General features: G+C 38.2%; 21 protein-coding genes. 9 read left to right on the forward strand and 12 right to left on the reverse strand.

Features of this window, described 5'->3' with window-relative positions; all coding sequences use genetic code 11:
* The first annotated feature begins 148 nt into the window (after positions 1-148).
* Positions 149-1,189 carry a BtrH N-terminal domain-containing protein gene (locus tag QCD85_RS05285; protein ID WP_301261862.1) on the forward strand — a complete coding sequence of 347 codons (1,041 nt, stop codon included), beginning with the start codon at positions 149-151 and terminating at the stop codon, positions 1,187-1,189.
* Positions 1,190-1,267: 78 nt separating this feature from the next.
* Here the strand turns inward: QCD85_RS05285 and QCD85_RS05290 are convergent, their stop codons facing one another.
* From QCD85_RS05290 to QCD85_RS05300, 3 genes are all read right to left on the reverse strand, one after another.
* Entirely contained in the window at positions 1,268-1,648 is a 381-nt protein-coding gene (locus tag QCD85_RS05290; RefSeq protein WP_273614959.1) for a response regulator, read from the reverse strand.
* A 57-nt stretch (positions 1,649-1,705) separates the two neighbouring features.
* On the reverse strand, positions 1,706-2,749 hold the full coding sequence (locus QCD85_RS05295) for a fatty acid desaturase (RefSeq protein ID WP_273614958.1): 1,044 nt from the start codon (positions 2,747-2,749) through the stop codon (positions 1,706-1,708).
* Positions 2,750-3,440: 691 nt separating this feature from the next.
* On the reverse strand, positions 3,441-4,082 hold the full coding sequence (locus QCD85_RS05300; RefSeq protein ID WP_273614957.1) for a DUF1349 domain-containing protein: 642 nt from the start codon (positions 4,080-4,082) through the stop codon (positions 3,441-3,443).
* Positions 4,083-4,209: 127 nt separating this feature from the next.
* On the opposite strand from QCD85_RS05300, the gene QCD85_RS05305 reads away from it, so the two are divergent.
* The 4 genes from QCD85_RS05305 to QCD85_RS05320 all read left to right on the forward strand — a co-directional run bounded on the left by QCD85_RS05305 (position 4,210) and on the right by QCD85_RS05320 (position 8,643).
* Entirely contained in the window at positions 4,210-5,409 is a 1,200-nt protein-coding gene (locus QCD85_RS05305; protein WP_301261970.1) for an MFS transporter, read from the forward strand.
* Positions 5,410-5,525: 116 nt separating this feature from the next.
* Positions 5,526-6,764 (forward strand): aspartate aminotransferase family protein, encoded by a 1,239-nt coding sequence (locus tag QCD85_RS05310; protein WP_273614956.1) that lies wholly within the window; start codon positions 5,526-5,528, stop codon positions 6,762-6,764.
* A 92-nt stretch (positions 6,765-6,856) separates the two neighbouring features.
* Complete coding sequence (locus QCD85_RS05315; RefSeq protein WP_274170903.1) at positions 6,857-7,894, forward strand: zinc-dependent alcohol dehydrogenase; 1,038 nt, start codon at positions 6,857-6,859, stop codon at positions 7,892-7,894.
* A gap of 29 nt (positions 7,895-7,923) precedes the next feature.
* Positions 7,924-8,643, forward strand: coding sequence for an HAD family hydrolase (locus QCD85_RS05320; protein ID WP_301261863.1), 720 nt, complete (start codon positions 7,924-7,926; stop codon positions 8,641-8,643).
* Between the two features lie 133 nt (positions 8,644-8,776).
* On the opposite strand, the gene QCD85_RS05325 is transcribed toward QCD85_RS05320, so the two are convergent.
* Entirely contained in the window at positions 8,777-9,652 is an 876-nt protein-coding gene (locus tag QCD85_RS05325) for an aminoglycoside 6-adenylyltransferase (protein ID WP_301261864.1), read from the reverse strand.
* A gap of 105 nt (positions 9,653-9,757) precedes the next feature.
* Positions 9,758-10,612: an SDR family NAD(P)-dependent oxidoreductase gene (locus QCD85_RS05330; RefSeq protein ID WP_301261865.1), complete on the reverse strand. Its 855-nt coding sequence runs from the start codon at positions 10,610-10,612 to the stop codon at positions 9,758-9,760.
* A gap of 216 nt (positions 10,613-10,828) precedes the next feature.
* On the opposite strand from QCD85_RS05330, the gene QCD85_RS05335 reads away from it, so the two are divergent.
* Complete coding sequence (locus tag QCD85_RS05335) at positions 10,829-11,284, forward strand: MerR family transcriptional regulator (protein WP_273614951.1); 456 nt, start codon at positions 10,829-10,831, stop codon at positions 11,282-11,284.
* 79 nt (positions 11,285-11,363) lie between these two features.
* On the opposite strand, the gene QCD85_RS05340 is transcribed toward QCD85_RS05335, so the two are convergent.
* On the reverse strand, positions 11,364-14,351 hold the full coding sequence (locus QCD85_RS05340) for an S-layer homology domain-containing protein (RefSeq protein WP_301261971.1): 2,988 nt from the start codon (positions 14,349-14,351) through the stop codon (positions 11,364-11,366).
* A gap of 287 nt (positions 14,352-14,638) precedes the next feature.
* On the opposite strand from QCD85_RS05340, the gene QCD85_RS05345 reads away from it, so the two are divergent.
* Both QCD85_RS05345 and QCD85_RS05350 read left to right on the forward strand, forming a co-directional pair.
* Positions 14,639-15,241, forward strand: coding sequence for a TetR/AcrR family transcriptional regulator (locus tag QCD85_RS05345; protein ID WP_274170907.1), 603 nt, complete (start codon positions 14,639-14,641; stop codon positions 15,239-15,241).
* A 149-nt stretch (positions 15,242-15,390) separates the two neighbouring features.
* Positions 15,391-16,581, forward strand: coding sequence for an MFS transporter (locus QCD85_RS05350; RefSeq protein WP_273614949.1), 1,191 nt, complete (start codon positions 15,391-15,393; stop codon positions 16,579-16,581).
* Positions 16,582-16,653: 72 nt separating this feature from the next.
* On the opposite strand, the gene QCD85_RS05355 is transcribed toward QCD85_RS05350, so the two are convergent.
* The 6 genes from QCD85_RS05355 to QCD85_RS05380 form a co-directional block, all read right to left on the reverse strand.
* A complete protein-coding gene (locus tag QCD85_RS05355; protein WP_301261866.1) occupies positions 16,654-17,184 on the reverse strand; it encodes a hypothetical protein in 531 nt (176 codons plus the stop codon).
* A 25-nt stretch (positions 17,185-17,209) separates the two neighbouring features.
* Entirely contained in the window at positions 17,210-17,734 is a 525-nt protein-coding gene (locus QCD85_RS05360; RefSeq protein WP_301261867.1) for a GrpB family protein, read from the reverse strand.
* A gap of 150 nt (positions 17,735-17,884) precedes the next feature.
* A complete protein-coding gene (locus QCD85_RS05365) occupies positions 17,885-19,399 on the reverse strand; it encodes an efflux RND transporter periplasmic adaptor subunit (protein WP_301261868.1) in 1,515 nt (504 codons plus the stop codon).
* Positions 19,400-19,468: 69 nt separating this feature from the next.
* Positions 19,469-20,986, reverse strand: coding sequence for a DHA2 family efflux MFS transporter permease subunit (locus QCD85_RS05370; protein WP_273614945.1), 1,518 nt, complete (start codon positions 20,984-20,986; stop codon positions 19,469-19,471).
* Between the two features lie 12 nt (positions 20,987-20,998).
* Positions 20,999-21,652 (reverse strand): HlyD family secretion protein, encoded by a 654-nt coding sequence (locus tag QCD85_RS05375; RefSeq protein WP_301261869.1) that lies wholly within the window; start codon positions 21,650-21,652, stop codon positions 20,999-21,001.
* 160 nt (positions 21,653-21,812) lie between these two features.
* The gene (locus QCD85_RS05380) at positions 21,813-22,430 is read right to left on the reverse strand and encodes a TetR/AcrR family transcriptional regulator (RefSeq protein ID WP_273614943.1); all 618 of its coding nucleotides are present in this window, start codon (positions 22,428-22,430) and stop codon (positions 21,813-21,815) included.
* Between the two features lie 459 nt (positions 22,431-22,889).
* Here QCD85_RS05380 and QCD85_RS05385 point away from each other — a divergent pair, with 459 nt between their 5' ends.
* Positions 22,890-24,608: a cellulase family glycosylhydrolase gene (locus QCD85_RS05385; RefSeq protein WP_301261870.1), complete on the forward strand. Its 1,719-nt coding sequence runs from the start codon at positions 22,890-22,892 to the stop codon at positions 24,606-24,608.
* The last annotated feature ends 52 nt before the right edge of the window (positions 24,609-24,660 follow it).

Genomic DNA, 24,660 nt, shown 5'->3' on the forward strand with positions numbered 1-24,660 from the left:
CTAATCGCTACCTTTTATATACCATATACTGATTTTGAATGTCAATTCTTATTGGTTAATTTGTGTCTTATATCTGGCAGTAGTATGATAGACAACATACATAAGCTATTTTTACTCTACCTATATGAAGATAAGGAGCGAACGATATATGCCTCCCTTTTCCAACTTGCTTGATTTGAAACCGTTATCTGGATTTGATTGGTCTTGTTTTAACGGAAATATCGCTACCGCTGTGTCTTATTTTGGTGATGATTATTTACAAGCTTTTGCCCATTCATGGACTTTTTCTCAATTTGGAACAGATCCATTTTCGTATGATTTACTTGGTCATGAATCCTATACGTATGAAGATATTTTGAAATATGCTAATACTGATTATACATTACATCGCGAGATTTCTTTACCTGATGCATTGAGCACTATTTATGAGGAACTGGAAGCTGGCAGACCGGTACTGGTCAAATGTGACTCATTCGCCTGTCCCTGGTTCCCTGACAATTATCATGCTCTGCATAACACACACTTTTTTATTATCGTAAACTATGATCCACAAACCGATATGTTTGCTTGCACAGACGTTTCTTATATGACGCACAACTATACTCAAAGTGTAGCTGACTTTAGTCAGGGATTTATGAATGAGATTATGACATTCTCTCCTCGTACTTCTACGTTAGATCTAGAAGATACAGATATGGATCTTCTATTACTGAATATCGCCAAAACAAATCTAGGACTCCAACCGCAAACGTACTCTATTTTTGAAGCTATGCGCGTATTTGCAGATCAATTTGAGCAATGGTATCAACTTGCTGTGATGGAAATGAACCAATTCAATCCAGGTGCTGCGAACAAATTGCATCTTGAATTGTTGTATATTATTCAGTCACGCATGCAATTTTTGAAATTTGTAGAATATCGAGCAGATCTAGAACAGAACAATATGCAATGTATTCGTGCTGCATTTACTCAGTCTATTAAAAGCTGGTCTGTTATTCGCATGATGTACCTCAAATTATATGAACCCAAAGCGAATAAAGAGCACATTTTCAAGACGTTACCTGAAAAAATCAAAGCAGTAGCAGCGATGGAAGAAGATATAGCATATACCATTTTGCATATTGAACAGATGCGTCTATTAAATGACCAGCTATCTCCTCGTCACCGTCATACCTTTTCCACTCTCTAATAGGCACTATATGAAAATCATCAAAAAAAGAACAGCCCTTTGATCGGGCTGTTCTTTTTGTTGTAGACATATCATCTTTTATCGTAAATCTTCCCAATCGCTAAGCGCTTCTTCAATCACTCTTTTTCGCAAAGGTTTACTGATATAGGCGTTCATTTTAGATTCTGAAAGTAAATCTACATTCAGAAGATCTGTAGAACAAGCAATAATATAAGGCTGTTTCTCATGTTCTGAAATAGAAGATCGAATTTGTTGTACAGCTTCGATCCCACCCAATTCGGGCATACGCAAATCCATAAATATCATATCATATGAATATTGAGTAGCTAGTTGTACAGCTTCTTTACCATGCTTTGCCCCTTTGACTTTATGCCCTAATTTTCTCAACATTTCCATTAACACATACCGGTTAATGTCATTGTCATCAGCAATCAAAATCTCAAGGTTTTTTGTTTTCATATATTCGGAAGAATATACCACCTCTCTCGTAAACCTGGTGATGCATCTATCCGATCATTAGCCTGCTTTTTGCTGTTGTTTTTTGTTTTTGACTTTAAGCGAAGTATCAATATCTTTGAATCCGATAAATTTCTTCGTATCTTCGTTCCAAATACGGAAACGTAATGATTGCAAGCTAGTTAATAATGTAATCGTCTGTACATCTTGCAACACCGGACTTGTATTATGCGCGGACTCCAAGAAATAATTGGGTACACGAGAACTTAAATGATGAATATGATGGAAACCGATATTACCCGTAATCCAGTGCAAAATTTTAGGAAGTTTGTAGAACGAGCTACCATGCATAGCCGCTTTGACATAATTCCAATTTTCTTCTTCTTCAAAGTAACTTTCTTCAAACTGATGCTGTACATAAAATAACCAGATACCGCCTACACCAGACATAAAGAAGATTGGACCTTGAATCATTAGAAATGCTTGCCAGCCGATAGCCCAGCAAAGTAAACCGATAATAGCAACAAGTGCTACATTGACCATATATGTGTTCATACGCTCTTTTTTCGGAGCGCCTTTACGGTTAAAACGGTAAATTAATAAAAACGTATAAATCGGACCGATTGTAAACATAATCATTGGATTACGATACATACGGTACACCCAACGGCGTAATGGAGATAATGCTAGATATTCATTTACAGTTAGTGTCCAGATATCGCCTGTTCCGCGTTTATCCAGATTACCATTTGTTGCGTGATGCATAGAGTGGCTATAGCGCCATTGATCATAAGAACATAAAGTCATAATACCTGTAATATTACCTACAATTGTATTTGCTTTACGGTTTTTGAAAAAGGAACGGTGACAACAATCATGAAAAATAATAAAAGTACGAACAAGGAATCCACCAGCAAGTACCATAATAGGAATGGTTAACCAGTAGGATACGGATAAACTAAGATATGCAAGATACCAGAGGCCGAAAAAGGGGACAAGTGTATTAATCAGTTGCCATACACTGTACTTCGTATTTGATTTCTCATAAGGAGCTAAACTTTTGCGCCAATTATCTTGGTCTTTCGTCACACGCGTAGTGGACATATTTAGGTAATTCCTCTCTTGGGATCGATTCGTAACCTACTTCACAATGATTCCACAGTAGTCACTCATGGAATCCCCGAGAAAGATTAAGTTATCACATAGGGCATTTGGGACAATTTTTGAAAACTTAGTACCTGCCTATAACTCTATTGTATTACGTTCTATAGGTGCTTGTAAACCAAGCTAGCTCTTTTCACATGATATCCATACAATATGTCTAAAAACCAAACTTTTCCATATAACCATATATACATAACAAAAAGATTATTCTAAAATGATAGCTATTTTGCCTATCTTCAGAATAATCTTTTTGCTTCATTTGCGAGCTTTTTATTAATTCTCTTTTAGGGAAATTACCTGGGAAATAATTGATACAACGTTGGTTGAAAATCAAAATAGAATAGCCAAACCAAAACCTGATGTTATCACCTTTTGGTTTTTACCTATTCAAATATTTATCTCTGGATTTTTCCACTTACTTTTATAATGTTCATTTCATAAAAAAAGTAAATTTAATACTAATTTTACAATTTTTAATCTCCTAAATACGATATAACGCTTCGCTTTCCTTATTTAATCTTAAATGTATAACCTTACATATTCTTAACTTGACTATTCAAATTTAAGACTCTATAGTTATTTATTGTAATTAAATACATAATTTTTACATTTACTTTCAGCGTCATTTTAACTACTTGTTTTCTTTTTGTAGTGGCTCAATATGCAAGTATTCGAATTCAACATGACAGCCATCTCCTTGAGGGCTACATGCGTACACACCACATTGAAAAGGTGTCTGATCATTTTGATCTTCGAATAAATGAGCGATCCGTATCTGGTTCCATTGGGGCTGTGCAGACTCATCTTTCTCTTGCTCGGCATACTCAATCGTATAATCACCAGCTTCACGACGAATACGGAATAACAATTCGGTCTCACCTGCAACAAAATTTTGCGTAGACCAATCCGAGTAGCCGTTGTTGGTAACAACCGCACCTAACTTGGCATGACCGTCCGTTTCGAATTCAACAGACGTTTTGAGCCAGCAATGTTCTGAAAAACGAATCATCAATCCAGCTTGATCATATTGATGAACTGGATATGTACGCACTTTCGTTGTCATAATGATGTCACCTGTCATTTCAGCAAATAAAAAATGTCCATTGTCCACTCGAAAGTCGTAATGCGTTTTTTGCCAGAAATCTGTTTTGGCGAGTGGTTTAAATGTAAGCACTTGTTTGTCGGAAGATACTTCCCATTCTTCTGGTGGGCAATGCCATTGTAATCGTTCATCCATTGCTTTACCTTGAAAATTTTCTAATAACTGACTCATTCACTATCACTCCTTATAGGCTAAATACATAGATGGCAGTCACTGTACAACGTCTGCCTTCATTCATTATGTTGATCATAGATGGAAATTTCAAGTGTATTTGATTATTTATGGAAGGGTGATGATGTTGAAAAGGATTTTTGGATTAAGTTGTGGCTTTTATTTTTTAATCGGAATTACCAGTGTTTTGTTAGGCGCTTTGCTCCCTGTTATATTGCCGCATTACGGTAAAGATTACAGCGATGGAGGCACACTGTTATTTTTACAGTTTATAGGCTTTCTTGTAGGGGTAATTGTATCGCCATCTTTATCCGCAGGGGTAGGACGTAAGTATATGTTATTGATTGCACTTGGTGCGATTACGATTGCTTACGCGTTGATGGGAACATTGCCTGTATGGGGTTGGATGGTCACAATGACGATTTTTGTTGGCTTTGGTTCAGGAATTATCGAATCTTCGATTGGAGCATTTACTATCGAATTCGCTGAAGCGCAAAAAGCGGTCGCGATGACCAAGTTAGATGTTTATTTTGGCGTAGGTTCATTATTGATTCCTGCTCTTGCCAGTCTGTATATTTTCTTAAATGTATGGCAGCTGTCTTTCTATACGGTTGCATTAGCTACATTATTGCTATTGATATTCTGGATGACGATGCCAGCAGATAGTTCTGCACAGCTTCGCCGTATTCAAGAGCATGATGCCGATCATACCGGCGCTGTCGTGAAACGAAAATACAGTGGCAAACAATTACAATTTCTCAGTATTTTTATTTTGTTCTTCTTCGTATATATGGGTCTTGAATTAGGCGTAATGAATTTCTTACCTTCGATTCTGATCGAAAGTATCTCTATTAGTGATTCAGCCGCTTCGCTCAGTGTCACTTTTTTCTGGGCAGCTATGACGATTGGTCGATTATTTGTCGGACGTATAGCAGAATCGATTCGTTATGTTCCTTTTCTAATAGGTAGTTCACTTGGCATGATGCTAATGATTATTGGACTTGCTCTGGTTTCTCATCCTGTCGCTATGTATATTCTGATTTTTGGTATCGGATTATTTATGTCAGGTCTATTCTCTATTGCTCTTGTATTCGCGAACGTTCTGATTCCGGGCATGACTGAACGTACAACCAGTATTCTGATTGCTGCTGGCGGTATCGGTGGCTCTGTATTGCAATACGTGATCGGTTGGAGCATGGCGAATTGGTCAGTCGGGCCTACCTTGTGGGTATTTGCTGGATTTGCACTGGTGTTGTTAATAAGTATTGCTTTTACTTCTCAATGGAGTTCTTCTCAAGCCAAATTAACATCAAGAGTACAATCATAGAAATCACTCTGTAAAGGAGGTGAGGAACAGCGTTCCAGTAATCGATTGTAGTTGTAGTGCTGACAGTCTATTTTGGCAGATCAAGTCTATTTGAACTTAAAATCAGGAGGCAAAACATGCAAACTTTAACTGAGAATCGGTTTCGTTATGGTAGAGGTATTAAATTAATTGACGATACAGGCACAGAATATATAGACGGTGTATCCGGTACATTCAACCTTTCTCTAGGATATAATCACCCTTATGTTGTAGAAAAAGTACAAGAGCAAGTTGGTAATCTAACGCATATGTCGTCTACTTTTACAGAACCTTATGTAGATGAAGTGTTATCGCATTTGTTAGAATATGCACCTAATGGGATCGATGCAGGCTGGATGCGTGACATCACGGGTTCCACTGCAAACGAATGCGCAACTAAAATCGCTCAAAAATACACCGGTGATACTGATATTGTCAGCCTTTTCTACTCTCATCATGGACAGACTCAATTTGCTACAGGTATTTCGGGTAATGCTTTCCGTCGTAAAGGATTCCCTAATTCATCTGTTCCCAATTCTCTGCATGTCCCTGCACCTTACTGCTATCGTTGCCCATTCGATGCGAACCCTTCCAATTGCGGAATGAAATGTGTAGAAGCACTAGCCGATCAGCTTGAATACGGTGGTTCTGGTTCTACCGCTTGCATGATTATCGAACCGATTCTAGGTAACGGCGGTAATATTATACCTCCACCTGAATATTTCAAAGGCATTCGTCAGTTATGTGATGAGCAAAATATCATCTTAATCGCAGACGAAGTACAGACAGGTATTGGTCGTACCGGTTATATGTTCGCAAGTACATTATTCGATATCAAACCTGATATTATTACGCTAGCTAAAGGGCTTGGTGGAATCGGTGTTCCTGTTGCTGCCGTATTAATGCAATCTCGTCTAAATGTACTTGAAAAACATGAACATTCATTTACGTCTGGTAGCAATCTGATCTCTGTCACCGCAGCTAAATCAACATTGGAAGTTGTGTCTGAACCTGGATTTATGGAAGAAGTACAACGCAAAGGCAAATTGCTTGGCGATTTACTTTTAGATTTGGAAGAGAAATATAGCTGTATCGGTGAAGCTCGTGGTGTTGGTCTTATGTGGGGTCTAGAAATTGTAGATGAATACAATGCTCCAGATACCAACAAAATGAATGCGATTATCAATTTCGCTTTTGCTGATCAACAATTAATTCTACGTGGTTCTCGTTATGGATTTGGTAATGTCGTGAAAGTTCGTCCATCCCTTACAGTTACTGATGAAGAAATTGTAGAGATTATTCGCCGATTGGATCTCGTTTTGTCGTCTTTGGATTAAAGCGCTTTTACTTAATTGCGAATAAAATATGTATATACGTTGTTAGATGAATATAAAAGAATACGCTTATAGTTAATATGAGGAGGAATATTATGTTATCACTTGTCTACAAATCAGCGTGGGATGTTGCTTTAGAAGAAAGACCTCAACCACAAATTACGCAAGACAATCAAGTATTGGTACGGATTCATGCAACAGGTGTATGTGGAACAGACCTCGGTATTGTGAGTGGCAAATATCATGCCAAATCTTCAATCATTCTAGGGCATGAATCGGCTGGAGAAGTCGTACAAGTGGGCGACAGAGTCACTACTCTACAAGTCGGTGATCGAGTTGTGATCGATCCTACCTACTATTGCGGTCAATGTAATATGTGCCGGACAGGAAGGCAGAACCATTGTTTACATAAAAGCACGACCGAGACAGGAGTAAGTAGTGATGGTACATTTACCGACTACTATGTGACTGAGGATCGGTTTCTTTACAAATTAGCAGATCATGTTAGTTATGCAGAAGCGACGCTAACAGAACCGTTGAGCTGTATGCTCACAGGTATCAACCAAATTCAACTACTGCCTAATTTCCGTACGATTATTTTGGGTGCAGGTCCGATCGGAATGTTATACAGCTATGCTCTAGCTTCCAAAGGAGTATCCGGTAGCATTGTTGATATCTCACAAGATCGCTTGCATATTGCGGATGCGATAGCACCGGAACGTTGGGATACACATAACTCATTTGAAAGTGCTCTAGAACACATCTCTCCTTCTGATCGTCAGGTTGATCTGATTGTGGATACAACGGGTGCAGTCGGCACAACTGTATTATCGAACCTTGCTCATGGTGGTTATATGATGCTGGTTGGTTTGCGTGATGGAGTCAGTTCTTTTAATCCTAAAGAAATTGTGGATCGTAGTCTCAAAATTATCGGTTCGATCGATTCTCTAGGTACATTTGCGACAGCTCATTATATGATCGAACGTAATCTGATCCCAGCAAGCAAATTGATTACTCATACTTTTGCACTGCAAGATTATGAAGAAGCGTTCCAGACGCTAGGTTGTAATATCAGCAGTGGAACATTGACACCATCTTCAAATGCGATTAAAGTCGTTTTACAATCTACTTAATAGATCTGAGGAATGGAGGTCAATACCATATGGCATCAAAGCATCTGAATAACGCTTCATCTTCTTTGTGGCAGGACCCACCGATTCAAGCCGTTATTTTTGATATGGATGGCGTTCTGATCGACAGTGAACCGATTTATTTTGAAATTGAAAAAAGTTCTTTTCAGCATCTGGGTGCTATAGTAGAAGAAACGGAACATCATACGTATGTAGGTGTTACGTTGGAATCGATGTTTCAGCAAGTGATGGATAAGCACAAGCTGGATCATGTGATGGAGGAAGTTCTGGCTTTTCATAAAGACAATGTGATGAAAGTGATGCAAGATCATAAGGAATTGCAAGCGTTTGACCATGTAGAACAATGGATCGAATGGTTAGCTGCATCAGGGATAAAACTTGCGGTCGCTTCGTCTTCTCCACGTTCGTTGATCGAATTGATTTTAGAGCGTACAGGATTACTCCGCTTTTTCACAGTGATGGTTAGTGGTGAAGAAGTAGCACATGGTAAGCCTTCACCGGATATCTTTTTGCATGCTGCATCATTATTACAAGTAGAACCACAACACTGTGTCGTAATCGAAGATTCTCGTAATGGTGTACGTGCAGCTAAGCTTGCAGGTATGCGTTGTATTGGTCATCAGAATCCGGGTTCAGGCAATCAAGATTTGAGTGAGGCAGATATGATCGTGGATCATTATGCAGAACTACTGGAATTACGTGATTCTTTCCATATCGGTGTCCGTTTATAATAATTACGTATTAATGTAGAAATATCAAAAGCCTTATTCCTGTATATGGAGTAAGGCTTTTGTTTTGCAAAAATAAATAGACCATTTAGTCAATGAACTTCTGTAATCACTTCTGTATGGACTACTTTATACACTACAAATAAAAATCCTGCGCTTGCGGACTCAATGTACGAATATGTTCTAAGTAGGCACTCACCTGCTGATCTTGTACCCTATCATATTCAAAATGTAATTGTGTTGCTACATCTAAAGCGACATGCCGGAACAAATCACCTGTTTGGTGTAGTGCCTGCCAGATCTGTTCATTATCTGCTTGAGGATATGTTGCTAACAATTGTGTCCATACCGCTGGATCTACATATTGTTGTAAATACTTATGATTTTTGCCTACGCTTACTTGAAAGTCTGTATGAATTCCAACTTGCCATGTGATCATCTGTAGTAACATAGGACGAACATACGTATTGAGATGATCGATCGCATATAGAATTTCTTGTCGCCATAATCCTTTTGCAATATAAGTCGATACCCACCACAATTCATTACAGCAATCTGCATACTGTTGCGCTGTGGGGCATTCAATATGGTAATCTTTATCTGTGGGTGGCGACAGTTCAGGCATTCGCTGATCTTTATCCAGCAATACTTTAATCAACCGATCTTCAGCAATATAAGTCGCTTGAAGAGATAATGGAAATAATCTCAGATCAATCCGATTGCCATCAGCAAGCAACATCAGATAAGCATATCGTCCATCATTATTTTCTAGGAAATCGCCTGTAGCGTCTGGCATTTGCATAATAATCTTCTCACCGAAATAATCTGTCCAATTCGAATCTTCTACAAAAGATGGCACATCCGTCACCAGATACACGATATCGTAATCTTGAAAAATATCAGTCGGCACATTGCGATTCACACGCGAACCATTCATCGCTACTACTCGCACCCGTTCATCCTGATCGGCAAAGTTCAAAATCAAATCCATCATCTGTTGTTGATTACGCATCGCCCATCATCCTTTCTTTAGAAAAGTAAAATGTCTTCGCTCATATAGAAACTTTTTTTGAGTACAAGCTACTTGTGATGGGATATCCAAATAATGATGGTCTATTTATCTTTTATACTCTTGCTCATAGATTCTATGCACCTTCTCACTAATTACAGGTGCAATCTGTTTAAACTTCAATGGAGCTGACTTCCCTTTCACAATATAATCACCTGCTACAAATAACGAATGATTCTCTCCTAAAGCGGCTTCATATAATAAAGATGCTCCACGAGTCGGTGCTGGAAAAAATAATCTAGTTAGAATTTTGATGAAAAATGGAATGCCTGATCGTTTACCCGAACGTAGCGTATTATTGCCCCCAGGATCAACACTTAACAACTTGATTCCTTTCTGATGTTCAAATTCAGAAGCACGTTCAAAAGTCCAAAGCGATAAAGCTAACTTAGCGGTTGCATAGGCTCCAAATAACGGTTTAAATTTTGTCGGATGTTCTAACTGATCAGGATCGAATGTTAACAATGTAGCAAATACAGCACTGGATGTATTGATCACTGTGCGTAGGGTTCCTTGCTGAATCAACCGCTCAAGTTCTTTCAGAATAATATATGGAGCTACAGTCTGTGTATCAAAGTGAAGCTCACGCCCTTGCGGGGAAAAGCTTAATTCAGGATAACTTCCACCTGCATTATTATATAATATATCAATATGGGTTTCTTGGGCTTGAATCTGTGTAAGTGCTGTTCGTAACTGCTCAAAATCAGATACATCAGCCACATAAATACGTAAGCGCTGATCTTGTATAGCTTGCTGAATTTGTATATCATCAGTAGCAAATGAAGATCGAATAATCGCTATCACCTGCCATTGTTGCTCTAGTAATCGTCGAGTCAAAGCAAGACCGATTCCGTGATTAGCTCCAGTAATACATGCAATACGTGCTAAAGATGTAGTATTCATTCTATTTCCTCCTATTTACAAGTGAACAATTGGAAACCCCGTAACAAAGGGTTGAGTTCACTCTACAACTTGGAGTCGAATCGAAGTCAACAGTAAACATAATTCAGCCATTCTATAAAGCAATCGCTACAGGAGATTACAGATAAGTACGTAGATTGACTTGGAGTCGACTCCAAGTTATAAAATAACGTTACAGTCTTAAAGGAGTGATAGGATATGTATTCATCTGAAGAATTTTCAATCAAAGAAGCAGCCAGCCAAAGTGGCTTATCTGAAGATACGATTCGTTACTATGAAAAAATTAAATTACTTCCTTACGCTCAGCGCAAATCTAATCGTCATCGTATATACCATACAATGGATATTGAGAAAATGAAATTAGTGGTATGTTTGAAAAAGACGGGTTTATCTTTAGAAGAAATGAAACCCTATCTAAACCTATCGTTTGATAGTGATCTGACTGATTATCCTGATCTCTACGAAATGCTCCAACAGCATCAACAAACGATTGATAAACATATTCAGTCGCTACAACAGATATCTCATTTTATTGATATCGTGTTAGAACGTACACCCTCTTTGCGTCCTCCTGCAACATCTTGTACAGATGATGCTCAAGATCACCGTGTTCCTTTGAACAGACACAATCTTTTGAAAAGTTCTGTCTCTTAATTATTGTAAACAGAAAGAACAAGTCCAAGGCATTACGCCTAGACTTGTTCTTTTTAGTTTACAGCCTTTTATATACTTTTCAAAAACTGACTAAAGCATGGTTCAGTTCTTCTAAAACAGCAATTTTTTCTTCTGTTGTCGAACTGCTTGTTAATGCATTTTTACGATTTAGAGCCGTTTGCAATGCAGTGATATCTTGTCCAGCCGTAGCAGTATTGATCTTGGATTGAGCTTCTACAGACGCTTGCTCGATCCATGTATTTACTGTAGGAACTTTAACTAAAACAGTCATTTCCAAATCAGCTTCACCTAGAGATAAATGTAATGTCACATTATAATCTGCCGCATAAGCACTTCCATTATATTGAGCTAATCGTATCGTATCTTCTGTATCGGAAGTGGTTAAATACGTATCATCTGTTACACCTACTGGATGACCATCCATGATATGAGGTAATAATTCAATATCAGAAACAAAAGTATTGATATTACTATTAATTGAATTGGATAAGCGCAATGATATATCCTCATCTATTTTGGTATCATAAGACAATTCGCTATATGATGAGATAAGTTCCATTTCCCGTTCTAAGTCAAGCATATCCAAATCTCCTTGATCAGGAGTTTGATGATAAATAGAGATAGGTGGCTTATTAACTAACATATTTTGATCGAAAAAGCTGATTTGATCACGATCTACATTCATATCAAACACATGCCAGTAAGGTTCTTCTCCATCGCCTACAGGGATATGATAAGTTTTCATCGGAAGTCTGTATGCGCCATTATATACTTTTACAGTAGCTGATGATTTTCGCAATGTTGATGCTTCTCCATTATTAGCAGTCGCACTATAATTTTGTACATAAAACGTGTATATGCCATCTACACGTTTATTAATAGTGATCACTTCTGGTCCGTAAGAACTCATATTATCTGTATCTAAAGATACATAATTCTGATTCTGATAATTGTACTGTCTATTTTCGGTAGAAGTATGGAATCCATAGCCATCAGGTGTAGGTCCTAACAAATGAGCATCCTCATCGTAAGGTAATTCATCCCATGTTAACACAATACTAATTTTACCTTCTGTTGGCATTCTGGAAACAATAGCATCTTGTTCATAATTATATTTGTCTGCCAAAGATGTAGCAATCAGATAGGAAGGAATATATCCTTCTTTTTTCAACTCGCCTGTGTATGTACCAGGCGGAAGAGTAGCTATATAATCTCCATATTCATTGGTTGTAACAGTTGCTGCGATTGGTCCCTCTGTCACACCTACTCCACGACGAAAATTAATTGTCATTCCTTCTACATAAGCACTATTTTCTTCTGAAATCCACCCTGTAAATCCATTTATACGTAGATTGCCTTTTGTAGTTATTAATAAACGGCTTGCAGGTGAGGATGGTGTAATTGTAATCTCTAATACTTTATTATAAGCATATTTTAAGTTAAACGGATCGAATTGGATTACGCCTGTCACACTATCATAAATAACATTTGTTAGCGTATAAGGCTTACCATTTAATGTAGCTGTTACTTCCATATCGCTAAGCAATAATTCATTTGTTGGTTGGTTTAGATGTAAGATCGCTTGTCCGTTTCTAACATCCAAACTTTGCACAGGTTGTTGCACAACGACAGGTGTGGACGATTCTTGGTGTTTGTTATCGTCTTTACGAATATTAGTAACCACTTGCTCCCCACCGACCATACCACCTTCAATTCGGGCTGTTACGCCTGCACTGGTTGTTGTCTGGTTAACTCGTGGTGTAATCGTTGTTCCGGCTACATTAATATATGCTTTCTCAATCGTGCCGTTACCACTCACTTTGGCTACACCATTCAAAGTTAATGATTGGATCGAGGAAGATGTTGTCGTGCTGATCTTATTATCTGTCGTTCCTGAAGCTACTGCCAGATTATCTACAGAACCTGTAAGCAATTGAGTTAGCACAGACGATGATGAAATATCCATACTATCAATACGCCCTTTTAGTGAGACCGTTGATCCTGCTGGAATCTGATTAGACAAGACTACATTAGTAAATCCTGAACCTGTAGTTAAACCTTTTTCTTCAAGTAAACCTCCAGATTGAAGGATCATCTGTTGAACACTTGTTGTACCTGTAGTAACTACACGTACATTGCCGTCTTTTTTATTGATTACTGTTGTATTAAGTGTAGAATCTTGCAGATGAATACTGTTGATACCGCCACCATTGATCGTTGTTGTTCCTTTGACAGTAACATGATCTAGAATAGCATCGCCTTCACCAATACCTGCACCCAATAGAAGATCGCCTTCGATCACCATATTGCGCAATGTACTGCCAGCACTATTCAACTGCATATCACCTGTGATCTGTTGTTGACCGGATGCCGGCCCATAGACACCTGCTGTGTTGTATGTAGTCGTAGGCGAATTTGATTTGGACGTATTCGTATTATTCGATGATTGCAAAGAACGTTCTAATACCGTTACAGCTTCCGCGCGTGTTGTTGTATCTTTGGGACGGAATCCTTTTTCATCACCATTCATCAGACCATTGTCGATAACGGCTCCAATAGAACCTTTACTCCAAGAAGGACTATGGACAGTATCTTTCATGCGTGTAGCTGAACTCGATGATTTTAACTTTTTCAATGAAGTCAAAATAACCGCTAATTCTTGACGTGTTACTTTTTGATCGGGATGGAATGTATTGTTTTTGTATCCTTCCATATATCCCTGTGACTTAGCAATGGCTACATCGTGATAGAACCAATCAGAAGGCTGTACATCCTGATAAGCTATTGATCCGGCTTGTGTAAATCCAAATGATTTGTTGATCATAGCGGCTAGTTGCGATCTAGTGACACTTTGATCTGGTTGTAAGCTTCCATCTTGAAATCCGCTGATATAACCTTTATTTTGCCATTGTGTCAGTACATCTTTTGCCCAGTGATTTTGGATATCGCTTGCTTGAGCTGATTCTGTTGCTGTTAACCCCCATGTAGGTAAAGCAATCGCTACGCTCAGTAGTAACATCATCCACTGGCGATTTCTCTTTTTCATGTTCCCCAACATCAATTCCCCCAATGAAATGTAAGTCTAATCCACTTTTTGTACCTTTAGACGTAGGTACATAGACATATTTATTCATATTACTACATATTTTTTGTTTTGGGAATTGATTTTTCCTATAATGGAATTGTATGGATAACGATTAAAACCTTATGTCTGACTTGCCAAACTTATTATTCTCTGTTAACATACTGAACAAACGTTCAGTATTATTTCTTCTATATATAACGCTCTATACTGTATGATTCAGAACACCTCAAGAATCGGAGTGAAAACTCGTGAATAAAAAGCAATTGCAAACCGAACAGACGAAAAAAAGAATGGTGGATGCGGCTCGCGCCCTATTTGTGCAAAAAGGGTTTAAAGCGACATCGATTGAAGATATTGTGGCAGCGACTGGTAGCAGTAAAGGAAATATCTATTACCATTTTAAAAGCAAAGAAGGTCTTTTTCTTTATTTGTTAGATGAATGGAATCGAGATTGGGAAGAGAAATGGTTAGAAAAGGAACATCTTTTTCCAACTACAGTCGAAAAATTGTACGGGCTTGCCGAACATCTGGTACGTGAAGATCTGAGTCATCCACTTACCAAAGCAGCCGATGAATTTTTTAACAGCGATGAGAAAGATAATGATGTCGAAGAACGAGTCTCTACGATGATGGATTCTCATTTAAGCTTTAATCAGCAACTGATCCAACAAGGAATCGACAAAGGTGAGTTCAAAGCCAATGATGCTTCCAAGTTAGCGATTATTATGGAAAGTTTGATTATTGGACTCAGCCAAATGTCCCGTCAATCCAGTATCGAAGAAGCATTAAGTGTATATGAATTAGCTGTACAGGTGTTGCTGTATGGGATTGCACATCCTGCTCCTTCTTAGCGTTTTACAACTATACTACTATAGATAGAATAGTGTGATCTGCTTTATCAATAAAGATGATAAGCAGTAACATATTCTATTAATGTCATATTACAGACCGAACGTTCAGTATTTGAAAATGATGAAAAGAATAGATGGAGGATTTACTCATGTTGTTATTACTTCGTAACAGAGGCGCTATATTACTTCTGATGATTAATATTTTTCTTATTTTTACAGGTGTAGGATTAGTTATTCCTATTATGCCTACCTATATGAATGAACTTCATATTAACGGTAGTATGGTTGGATTACTGGTTGCTGCCTTTTCACTTAGTCAGTTGATCTGTTCTCCGATTGCCGGACGATTATCTGATACATGGGGACGTAAAAAAATGATCGTCTCCGGGATGATTATTTTCGCAGTGTCTGAATGGTTATTTGGGATTGCAAATGATCCTACACTATTGTTCGCTGCTCGTATGTTAGGTGGTATCGGTGCAGCCTTTATTATGCCTGCTGTAATGGCTTATACCGCTGATATCACATCAGATGAAGAACGTGGTAAAGGGATGGGTTATATTAATGCCGCGATCACGACTGGATTTATTATAGGGCCGGGGATTGGTGGCTATATTGCTGAATTTGGTATTCGTGTTCCGTTCTATGCAGCAGGAATCGCCGCGGCTATAGCGGCTATTATTACATTGTTAGTGTTGCCTGAATCATTAACAGCCGAGAAACGTAAAGCGACAATCGCTGAAGCATCTCTAACCAAGCAACCCAATATGTTTTTACAATTGATTCATTCGTATCGTGAATCGTATTTTCTTAGTCTGGTGATTGTATTTGTAATGTCTTTCGGATTAGCCAATTATGAGACTGTATTCGGATTGTTTGTCGATCACAAGTTCGGATTTACACCGAAAGATATTGCCTTTATTATCACCTTCGGTTCGATTGCTGGTGCTGTTGTACAAGTCAGTGCATTTGGCTGGATCGTGAATACATTTGGTGAGAAAAAAGTGATCTCATGGTGTCTTGTGTTTGCATCAGTATTTGTACTGTTAACGTTATTCGTCAATCAATACTGGATGATATTAGTGGTTACTTTTATCGTATTCTTATCGATCGATATTTTGCGACCTGCCATCAGTACACAGTTATCCAAAATTGCTCACAATCAGCAAGGTTATGTCGCTGGTCTGAACTCTGCTTATAGCAGTCTCGGAAATATTGCAGGCCCAATTGTAGCTGGATTATTATTCGATATTAATATCGGTTTCCCTTATATGGCGGCAGCGATAGTATTATTCTTATGCTTTATACTATCCCGTAATACCAAGAAGCTTGATGTATAAATAACATATTCATCATCACCAAAAAGAGTATCTATTCAGCATCTAGCTGTAGATACTCTTTTTGTAGTTTCTTTATCGCCAATCTTCTGCTCTAAAGCAATACCGATCATCTTGCGGCGGATCAATCATTCGATAAGCTAATGGTGTTAAAAAAGGTTCTAATTGTTCTGCGGCAACTACGCTGGTTGCTGTTACTTCTACCGGATGTTCCAGATTCGTGATACTGAGCTTCATACGATCAGGGTACATCCATATAAAAGCTTTTACTCCTGCAATTATCACATGTTTGGGATGTTCTATTTGTGGATATTTCCAATTTGCTGTAGTAGATGTAGAGGAATCAGATGCTAATACAATCGGTATATCTAACTGTTCAAACACTTCATGTAGTTCTTGTTCTGACTGAATCCGAATCGCAATTAAAAGAGAATCGCCATCTCCTACATGCCCTCCATAAGCTCGACAATATCGAAAATATTTCAATCGCTTAGACCATTCTAATAATGTATCCAATGAATGACGTTCAAAAAAATAACGTTCCCATAATTGTTGCTCTGATAAAGGTTTATGAAGTGGTTGTTTGTTCTTTTTTCTACCCCACATTCGCCTCTCCTCCTGCTATGAAAGATTAGGTTACATTTGCTTTGGCTAAAATATTTTCTACAAAATCAGTCTTGAGTAATGTATATTGTTCCCGATCTTCTGTCTGCTTAATAAGCTGTTGCTTCAGTTGTCCGTAAGCGATGACTTCCTCAGGATGTTGACGAAGATAATTGCGAAAAGTAAGATGTCTATGTAATTCTTGATTATCTTCAGCACATACATACACATGCTGTTTCATCCAGACTCGCTGATCTGAATTCCAGGGCACATAATCATCTATTCGTCCAAAAGCTTCTCTTCCTTCGACATCCAAGTCTCCTCGATAATTGTAACCGAGAATATGTAAAGCTGTAATAACACTGGATAATTGCTGTCTACTAGGAATAATGATATCGATATCTAGAATCGGCTTAGCACTTTGTCCTACCACCGAAGTACTCCCTACATGTTCAATACCTATACATTGTCCTGTCAGTTGCTTTGCTAAAATACGTTTAATCTGTTCAAATTGTTCTGCCCACTCTGGCTGGTACGTTTGTATATCTATCATAGCGCGCCTCCTTTATTTGAAGTTAATCAGGTAGACTTTATGTATTCATTATCTATTACCTATAAAAAATAGCACTTCAAACAGAATACTACCTGCTTAAAGCGCTATTGTACTACTTTCTTAAGATCCATGTACAACTCTGTAATCTACTTATTGAGATACTGTAATTGGACTTTTATCTTCTAACAAAGCAAGATTATTGGTTACGATAGTATCTCCATCGTTAATTCCACTGTTGATAAATACTTGTGATCCCGTTGCTTTGCCTAAAGTAACCTGTTTACGGATCGCTACATTTTTTTGTACAACATAGACATACGATTTACCGTCGATCGTTTGGATCGCTTTGGAAGGAACAATAATTCCTTCTTTGGCACTAGCATCTACAAAGCTAATATCTGCTAACATTCCTGATTTGAGCTTATTGTCTGCATTAGAGACGGCAACTTTCACCGGATACCCTTTACCACTCTCATCCATCGGGCTAATATTTTTTACTTTGCCTGTTTTGAGAATATTGGATGAAGTGACTCGCACCTGTACAGGATCACCGATTTTAACATTGTTGATTTGATCTGCTGGAACATAGATCAATGTATTAACTGTACTTAGATTAGCAATAACAAGTGCTGGTGAAGATGTAGATGCCATCTCACCGACTTCTGCATTTTTAGTACCGATAATACCGTTAATTGGAGAAGTGACCACTGCATCATCTAAAGCATCTTGAGCAATATTTACATTCAGTTCAGCTTGTTTTTGCTTTTGCTGACTGGCTTCGATACCTGATGTGCTTTGAGATACTTCCAGTTGTTTCTGTGCATTGCTATAACCGCTGTTAGCATTCTCATAACTGCTGGTTGCATTTTCATAAGCACTTTGAGCTGTATTCAAATTTTTCTTTGCAATAACCAATGCTTTTTGTGCTGCATTTAATTGTTCTTGCGCATTAACCTGTGCATTTTTGGCATTGTCATTCGCTGTTTGCGCTGTTGCTTGAGCGGTCTGTGCTTGTTCTAATTGCGCTTGTGTTGCTAGACCATTTTGAAATAATGATTGCGTACGTGTTAATGTTTTTTGCGCAGCAGACAATGTTTCTGTCGTTTGCTTAATATTATTAGCCGCACTAGAAACGGCTGTTTTAGCTTGTTCTACCGCTGTTGTCGCTTGATTAATCGATCCGTTCGCTTGGTTGATCGAACCTGTTGCTTGATCGATTGCACTTTTAGAAGAAATAATACCGTTTTTGGAACTTACCACTCCAGAATTCGCAGATACCATACCGGATTGTTGTGAATCCTGAGCGGTTTTGACTGCTGCTCCTGCCGCTGCTACATCTGCTTGTGCTTTTGCCAAATTGTTGCGAAGATCATTGTCTTCGAGTTTGAGAAGCACTTGTCCTTTTTTCACTTCTGTTCCGATATCTACCGGTAATGATACAACTTTACCGCCCATTTTTGGCACAATATTAACTGTTTCTGAAGGAGTTACTGTACCTGTATAAATTTCACCTTTGCCGATCAATCCTTTTTGTGCCTGACTGACTTTGACAGTCACATTCATTGCCTGTGTTGTTGCCGCTGCACTATTGGAAGAACAGCCGGATAACACAACCGTTCCAACCAACAACGCTGCTAATGGTAATTCCCACTTTGTTCTTTTCATTCGTGTTCCCTTTCTTTCTATCTATATTGGATGAAAAGCTTTCCTATCTGAAAGCATATCGATATACGATTATTCTTTGATCACTTTGACACCTTTACGTCGACTAATAAACAAGAAAATAAATGGAATCGAACAGAATAGCGGAATAGAAGATACTAAGAATGTATCGGCGATTCCTCTGGAATAAGCATCAAGCGTAATCAATCCTGAAGTAATACTTGCCCATGAGCTTCCCAGTGTGGCTTGAAGCGTTTGTGCTCCATCCAGTGTGATCGATTCTGATATTTGTTGTGAATGTAGTGCTGTACGACTTTGCATTAAGAATGTCAGAATAGCAATCGCCATTGACCCTGCTATCGTACGTACTAGATTCGATGCTGTAGAAGCTTTACCGACTTTTTCCGGTGCCACAGCGTTCATCCCTACTGTAGATAATGGCATCATACAGATTCCGATTCCCATACCGCGGAACATCAATACGACTTGTAGCCATAGATGTGAAGTATCTGGAGTCAGTGTGTGTAGATGATAGGTCATAATGCTCGTTAACGTTAAGCCGAATAACGCAATCGGTACAATCCCGATTTTATCAAATAATTTACCAGCAATCGGCATCATTACCGCCATCGCAATCGCCTGTGGCAACAAGATAATACCGGTGTGTACAGGAGAGACCGATTGAATATTTTGCAAAAATAATGGAGATAAAAATGTTCCTCCGTATAGCCCCATCATAACAAAACTGGAAGTAATAACACTGATCGTAAATTTATAATTTTTAAATAAAGAAATATCGATAACCGGGTTGTCTTTGCCACTTTCGACAAAAATCAAAAATACCAGTGACCAGAAAGCTACAAAAAATAATCCGACAATTTTGAAAGAACTCCAACCATCGCTTGAACCACTGGATAGTGCATATAATAATGTTCCAGCACAGGTAGCCGCTAATAAAAAGCCGGCTAAGTCAAATTTGACGATAGCGCCTTTTGGTGGTTCTTTGATTAACACAATAACCATCAAGATCGCGAACAGCGCAACAGGGATACAGACGATAAACAAAAACCGCCAGTTAAACCATTCGATCAAGTATCCACTAAGTGTTGGCCCGATAGCAGGTGCAGCCATTGCTGCTACCCCCCAGATACCAAGTGCCATCCCAATTTGTTCACGAGGCATAATTTTATATACAATCGTCATACTAAGCGGCATAATTACACCGCCACCTAATCCTGCCAGAATACGTGCAGCGATTAAAGACGAGTCACTCCAAGCAAAAATACAAAATGCTGTTCCCAGTGTAAATACACTCAGTGCAGCGATCAAAAATTTCTTATAACCAATACGCTGCTCCATAAATCCCGTAATCGGAACGATTATTCCTGATGCGAGAGTATAGCCGGTAATCACCCATTGAATTCGTGACGTTGTTGATCCCAAATCGGTGGTCAACTGCGGAATCGCTACATTGATTAGACTGTTATTCAAAATAGCGACAAAGGCTCCTAATATAATCGCTATAAAAGCAAGCCAGCGTTCTCTAGGCGAATCTGCGGGAGGAGCGGCGGCAACGACTGTGTCAGCCACATAAACCTCTCCTTACGATGTATGAATTTTCACAACCACATTTGTTCCAGGAATCAATTTGAGGTCTTTAGGTACATTGAGCGCAATTTCAACAGGAATACGCTGTGTGACTTTGTTAAAGTTACCACTTGTATTGGTAGCTGCAATGGTAGCAAAAACCGAGTTAGACGCTTCACCAATTTTGCGGATTTTACCTTGAATTTTGTAATCTCCATCTGCATCTAACGATACATCGACCACTTGACCTGCTTTGACGCGATTGATATCTGTTTCTTCGATATTCGTAGAGACATATAGATCATTCATATCCGCTACAATCGCTACAGGAGAACTTGGTGTACCGATCTCATGTTCTTTGGAATACACTTTTAAGACTGTTCCATCTATCGGTGAACGTAGAACAGACTTGCTAATCATACTTGAATCTAGACCGGATACATCTTGTTCAGCAATCGGTTCATTGCGTTTTAATACATCGCCTTCTTCAACATCAATATGATTAAGCTCTGCGGTAATCTGTGGCATCACTTTATATTGGGTTGCTGAAATGCGGGCATCTTCTGTTTTGACAAAATGAGTACCTTGATACCAGTAATAATAACCTAACGTGCCACCGCTAATAACTAGTAACACGATGAGAATTGACAATACGATCTTCCTTCTCACTTACTCCACCCCTGTAGTTCAACTTTTTTTATTGTTACAACAAGCACTGTTTAACATACCTGTTATGAACGTCAATATGGCTATAATCATGTGTCCAGTATGCAAACACACAAAGACAAGGAATTAGATGATGTTTATCTCCAAAAGTCACCCAAATTCCTTATACATTTCTACTTAATCCTCGCTTCAACAAATCCAATTCCAACTCGTAATGTTCAATAATGTCGTCTATCGGAACTTCTCTCGCAAAAAAACGAATAAAATTCTGAATCGTGATCGCTACAATAATTTTGGTCAAATGAAGAACTTCTTTCTCATCAGCTACATTCAGACGACTACGATTGATCGAGCGGATAAATTCATCAGTACGTTCTTTTGCCTCTGGATTATTCACATTCAGTGCTAAGCGATGCTCTACTTTGTAACTCATATTCAAAAAGATATTTTGAGCAAAATAGCGATATTCATGATGCTGAAATCGTTCTAACATCATTTTGAAAAATTCATTAAAAGCTATAAAAATATCCCCATCATTTTCTTTGAGAAGCAACAGCACTTTCTCACGATTATGCTTGTTATACTCTTCTAAAATATAAAAGAAAATATCAGCTTTATCGTCAAAATACTGATAAAAACTTCCTCTAGGAATACAAGCTTCTTTGATAATGTTCGAAATCGAAGCATCTGCCAGAGAGGCTCGCGAAAATTCTTTGAAAGCCGCATCGATTAACCCTTTGCGTTTTTCCTTAGGCAAATTAAAAAAAGTCTGAGTAGGCATGGATTCACTCCAAATTAAGCATTTTGTATCATATACTGTTATTTCAATTGTAAAAAATTACATATACAATTATAATGTGACACAGTGTCACATGTCAATAGTCTGGTGCTCCATATCTTCATATTTCTTTCCTTATCTTTATATTTACATTATGTACAGGATAATATTTGTATTTTTCGGCTTTATTTTTATCTCTAAAATAGGTAAAATCACTAATTTTTGTATGAATTTATTACCAATTTTTATGGTATTTACTTTGGATAATCAGTGCTATATTACATTTTAGAAAACGCTTTCATTACTTGTTTATCAGGAGGTGGTCACGCTTACAATATTCTCATATATATGTAACCTGTCAGTGCAACGACTGTTTGTCAAAGGAAACACATGTTGTTTTCAAGATGTACAGCTCATTACGTTTACAGATTGTCCATAACTTTCACAAAGGAGACTTTATTAATGAAACGTAAATCCAAATCTTATCTTTCATTGACTGTGATTGCGGCTCTACTACTTTCTTTATTTTCCTCTTCAATGGCTTCAGCTTCAGATGAAGAACGTTCCGTTTCTACCGCAGCCGCAACAGGGATTCAATCTTATGTTAGTGCAATGCAACCGGGTTGGAACCTGGGGAATTCACTTGATGCGACAGGTGCAGATGAGACTTCATGGGGTAATCCTCGTGTGACCAAAGAATTGATTCAACAAATTGCTAATCAAGGATACAAAAGTATTCGTATTCCTGTAACCTGGGATCAACATACAGGCAGTGCTCCTAACTATACGATTGATGCCGCTTATATGAATCGTGTACAAGAAGTGGTCAATTGGGCGCTGGATGCTAATCTATATGTAATGATCAATATCCATCATGATTCATGGTTATGGACAAGCTATATGGGTCAAAATCATGATCCTGTACTGGCTCGTTATAATGCAGTCTGGACACAAATCGCAGATCGCTTCAAAGGATCTTCGAGTAAGCTGATGTTCGAAAGTATTAATGAACCTCGCTTTACCGAAGGTGGAACTACAGATCCAGCAACAGCTTACAAATTGCTAGATGAACTGAATACGTCTTTTCACAAAATTGTAAGAGCATCCGGTGGTAACAATGCTACCCGCGCTATCGTTCTTCCTACATTAGCAACTTCTTCTACACAAGCAGATTTGGATGCTCTATCTCAGACGATTGCCAAATTAAACGATCCTAACATTATTGCTACGGTTCACTACTATGGCTTCTGGCCGTTCAGTGTAAATATTGCAGGCTATACCAAATTTGAAGCCGATACGCAAAAAGATATCACAGATACGTTTGACCGTGTCTACAATTCATTTGTAGCTAAAGGAATTCCAGTCGTCATCGGTGAATTTGGATTATTGGGATTTGATAAAAATACAGGCGTAATCGAACAAGGTGAAAAGCTGAAATTTTTCGAATTCTTTTCTAACTATGTACGTCAAAAAAATATGACTACGATGTTATGGGACAACGGTCAGCACTTTAGCCGTACTACCTACAAATGGTCTGATCCTGAATTATACAATGTGATGAAAGCAGGCTGGACAGGACGTTCTTCCAACGCAGAAACAGATCTATTGTATTTCAAAAAAGGAGCAACGATTCAGGACAAAACAGTCAAATTGAATTTGAATGGCAATACATTTAGTTCTCTTTCTAACGGCAGTACAACGCTGGTCAAAGGAACAGATTATACGATCAGTGGAGATACACTTGTTATCAAATCCAGTCTATTAACGAAATTGCTTTCTTCTGGTAAATTAGGTGTGAACGCTACACTAACAGCTAAATTTAGCAAAGGAGCCAACTGGAACTTTAATGTAATCTCGTATACTACGCCTACATTAAGTGCTACAACAGGCACAACCAGCTCATTTGCTATTCCGACTACCTTTAATGGTAACCAATTAGCAACAATGGAAGCGACGTATACCAACGGTGGTAATGCAGGTCCACAAAACTGGACTCCTTTCAAAGAATTTGCTACTGCATTTAGCACGGATTACAGTGCAAATGTTATCAAATTAACACCAGACTTTTTCAAAGAAACAAACGATGGTGAAGTATTGCTCAAATTCCACTTCTGGAATGGCGATATCTTGAATTACAAAATCACGAAGAGTGGATCAAGCGTAGTTGGTAAAACATCTTAATTGATTTACCATGTTAGTATAAGATCTATATCCAATAAAAAAGACAAGCTAC

The organism is Paenibacillus sp. PsM32, from assembly GCF_030433815.1.
GTDB classification, from domain to species: Bacteria; Bacillota; Bacilli; order Paenibacillales; family Paenibacillaceae; genus Saccharibacillus; species Saccharibacillus kyungheensis.